Annotated in this window: 4 protein-coding genes; all 4 read left to right on the plus strand. The window is 31.8% G+C overall.

What is annotated here, in order from left to right:
• Positions 1 to 326: 326 nt before the first annotated feature.
• The 4 genes from B5G32_RS13305 (at position 327) to B5G32_RS13320 (ending at position 2,956) form a co-directional block, all read left to right on the plus strand.
• Positions 327 to 887, plus strand: a complete 561-nt coding sequence (locus B5G32_RS13305; RefSeq protein ID WP_087936939.1) for a DJ-1 family glyoxalase III — start codon at positions 327 to 329, stop codon at positions 885 to 887.
• A 1-nt stretch (position 888) separates the two neighbouring features.
• A complete protein-coding gene (locus B5G32_RS13310; RefSeq protein ID WP_087936940.1) occupies positions 889 to 1,443 on the plus strand; it encodes a DJ-1 family glyoxalase III in 555 nt (184 codons plus the stop codon).
• Positions 1,444 to 1,459: 16 nt separating this feature from the next.
• Positions 1,460 to 2,230, plus strand: a complete 771-nt coding sequence (locus tag B5G32_RS13315) for a MurR/RpiR family transcriptional regulator (RefSeq protein WP_087936941.1) — start codon at positions 1,460 to 1,462, stop codon at positions 2,228 to 2,230.
• A gap of 75 nt (positions 2,231 to 2,305) precedes the next feature.
• Positions 2,306 to 2,956, plus strand: coding sequence for a YoaK family protein (locus B5G32_RS13320; RefSeq protein WP_087936942.1), 651 nt, complete (start codon positions 2,306 to 2,308; stop codon positions 2,954 to 2,956).
• Positions 2,957 to 3,077 lie beyond the last annotated feature (121 nt).

Here is a 3,077-nt window from a genome sequence, read left to right on the forward strand (position 1 = left end):
AAGGAGAAAGAAGAAAAGGAAAAATTGCTTCTCAATTAAAAAGATATGCACATGAAAAAAACAAATTTTGAGCGATATAGGGATATTGCGCCCAAAAACAGGGAAAACAGAAGAAAAATCAACAAAAATATTACATCTTGAAATCAGAAGAAGAGAAAAGATGTTTTTTTATTGCCTAAAAACAGAAAAAGAAAAGAGCTGAAACAAAATCAACTCTTTAAAAAGTTATTTCGTTACAGCCCCTTTTTTTATTTCCAGCTTTAGGAAATCAATTGGATATAAAAGAAAAGAAGGTTATTGTATGATTAGAAAGGGAGTTGATATATATGAAAAAAGCAGCAGTTATCGTTGCGCCAGGATTTGAAGAAGGAGAAACATTAACGATTGTTGATATTTTACGTAGAGCTCAAATCCAGTGTGATATGGTCGGTTTTGAAAAAGTCGTGAAAGGTGGTCATGATATAGAAGTTCAATGTGATCAAGTCTTAAATGAAGATATCATTGACTATGATATGGTTGTTTTACCAGGAGGTTATGGTGGTGCAGATGCAATGTGTAGTTGCAATCAAGTGATAGATATTTTGCATCAAATGAACAACCAGGGAAAATATATCTGTGCCATGTGTGCAGCGCCTATTGTGTTAGAAAAAGCTGGATTATTAAAAGATAAAAAATATACAGCATATATGGGATATGATCAAAAAATTCATCAAGGAACATATTTAGAGGATAAAGTTGTGATTGATGGAAATCTAGTGACAAGTCGAGGTCCTGCTACAGCATATGCATTTGCATATAAGTTAGTGGAGTTGTTAGGTGGGGATGCTTTGGCTGTCAAAAAACGTATGGTTTATTTCAATGCATTTGATGTCAAGGAGGATGAATAATATGAAACGTGTTGCAGTATTGATGGCACAAGGTTATGAAGAAGGAGAAACATTAACCATTGTAGATTTATTGAGAAGAGCCAATATAGAATGTCAAACATTTGGTTTTGGAGAAGAATTTGTTGATGGGATGCATCATATAAAAGTCAAAGCTGATAAAGTTTTTAATGATGAAATTAAAGATTATGATGTTCTGGTATTACCTGGAGGTAGACCTGGTGGAGAGAATTTAAGAAAAAATAATGAAGTGATTCAGATGGTACAATATTTTAATCAACAAAATAAAATGATTGCGGCGATGTGTTCTGGGACAATTGTTTTATCTGATGCACAGGTTATTAATGGAAAAAAGGTGACTGGATATACAGGGTATCAAGAAAAATTACATGGAGGTATTTTTGTAGATCGTGTTGTTGTCTATGACCAAAATATTATCACAAGTCAAGGACCAGCAACGCCATATCCATTTGCTTTTCAAATCATTGAAGCATTAGGAAAAGATACTACTGAAATGAAAGAAAGATTGATGTATAATTTTGCTGGAGGGAAATCATAGAAAGAGAGTGATATGGATGATTTATGGAAAGTTACCCATTGTTTTTTTAAGCACTATTGCAACAGAAAAGAAAGATTCAACCAATAGTCAAATAGCGACTTATATTTTAGAACATATTGACCAGATGCAAGATGTCAGTATTAGAGAATTGGCTCAGGATTGTCATGTTGCGATGAGTTCCATTTCTCGTTTTTGTAAAGAAATTGGATTGAAAGACTTTGCTGAGCTTAAAGAATTATTAGCGGATCCTGACTTTTATTTTGAAGAACAGTCACAATCTTCTTCAATGCAAAAACGAATAGATGATTATGGACAAAAAGTTTGTGAAAGTATTCAAATGGTACAATCAACATTGCATCAACAACAACTTATTCATCTTTGTCAGGATTTATATCATTATCAAAAAGTCGGCATATTTGGTTTATTAAAGGCACAAACAGCGGCTATGAATTTACAGACAGATTTATTAATGTTAGGAAAACAAGTAGATTCTTATGTTTCTTATTTTCAACAGATGGAACATATTTTAAGTGCAGATGAAAATGATTTGATTATTGTTTTTTCTTATACCGGTTCTTATTTTGATTATGAAGATTTAAGGGCTCTCCAAAAGAAATTAGAAGCTCCTAAAATTTGGATGATTACAAGTGCTCAACAGGAATATCCTTATTTTGTAGATGAAGTTTTAACTTTCCAATCTTTACAAGATCAAGGCAGTCACCCTTATCAGTTACAGTTTATTGCCAGTCTTATTGCTCAAGAATATTTTAGAAGATACAAGTCTTAGGCTTGTATTTTTTATTTTTGGAAATTGATATGTTTTTTATTTGAGATGAATTATAGTGACAAGGAGGTGAAGAAAATGGAAAAAAATGATCAGATGTCTGAATCATTTTTATTAGCGTCTTTATTAGCGATTGTGGGAGGATTTTTAGATGCTTATAGTTATGTTTGTAGAGATCATGTTTTCGCAAATGCACAAACTGGAAATATCGTCAAGTTAGGTATGTCAATAGCTCAAGGTGACTCTTTTCAAACGGTTAAATATCTTATACCTATTCTCGCATTTTTCTTAGGTGTCTTTATAACCATGTTTTTGCGATATCAATGTATGTATCAAAAATGGCATTGGCGACAAATTATTTTAATGATTGAAATGATGATTTTGGTTATAGTCAGTTTTATTCCTATTGGACCATACAATCGTATTGTCCATATATTGATTTCTTTTTTATGTGCAATGCAGGCAGAATGTTTTAAAAAGGTTTTAGGAAGTTCTTTTTCTTCAACAATGTGTACTGGAAATTTAAGAAGTGGAGTTGAAAATCTATATCGTGGTATTTTTCAAAATGATAAACAGGCCATTCAAAAATGTTTTTGTTATATAACTATCATCTGTTTTTTTATATTAGGTGTTATTGTTGGTGTATGGCTGACTCTTTTATTTCATGAAAATGCAACTTTATTTTGTCTTATTCCTGTTATGATTTCCTTAGTATCAATGTTTGAATAAGATGTCAAGCAATTTTGAAAATGTCCTAAAAAAAGTTAAACATTAGCACCGTTTGTACGATGCTTTTGTCTTGCTAGAAAGCCAAGAAAGTCATCATTTCTCCAAGGATGTTCCATTGGCG

Source organism: Massilimicrobiota sp. An80 (genome assembly GCF_002159255.1).
GTDB classification, from domain to species: Bacteria; Bacillota_I; Bacilli_A; order Erysipelotrichales; family Coprobacillaceae; genus Allocoprobacillus; species Allocoprobacillus merdigallinarum.